Genomic DNA, 591 nt, shown 5'->3' on the forward strand with positions numbered 1-591 from the left:
CTGCGATGATCGTCCTTGGCCTGCTGTTCGCATCGCTCTCGCCGGCGCCGTCACGCGCCGACGGCGCCGCGGACGATTTCGCGATGAAGGCGACGTCGCAGACCCGCCTCGCCTATGTCGTCACGGGCAATGCCGACGTCGATTCCATCGTCAAGGCCGGCCTGAACGGGCTGACGCTGTTCCTGGCGCAGCGCACCGCGCTCGAGGCCGGCGATCCCGTCGGGGTCGATCCTGCGCGCGACGAGCTCGCCTTCTTCCCGCTGATCTACTGGCCGATCGTGCCGGGCGCGCCCAAGCCGCCGCGCGATGCCATCAACAAGATCGACGCCTACATGAAGCAGGGTGGCACCGTGCTGTTCGACACGCGCGATGCGATCGAAGCACCGCCCGGCGCGAACGGCGCGGCACAGACCCCGGGCATGCAGACGCTGCGGGAGATCCTGTCCTCGCTCGACGTGCCCGAGCTCGAGCCGGTGCCGCGCGAGCACGTGCTGACCAAGACCTTCTATCTGCTGCGCGACTTCCCCGGCCGCTTCGTCACCGGCCAGACCTGGGTCGAGACCCTGCCGCGCGACGAGGACGAGGACAGCG

The 591-nt window shown here is 69.4% G+C and carries 1 protein-coding gene; it reads left to right on the forward strand.

Features of this window, described 5'->3' with window-relative positions; genetic code table 11:
• A partial coding sequence (locus MOV75_RS41185; RefSeq protein WP_247008617.1) for a DUF4159 domain-containing protein occupies positions 1 to 591 on the forward strand: 591 nt, incomplete at both ends.

This window comes from Bradyrhizobium sp. PRIMUS42 (assembly GCF_023006515.1).
Taxonomy (GTDB): Bacteria; Pseudomonadota; Alphaproteobacteria; order Rhizobiales; family Xanthobacteraceae; genus Bradyrhizobium.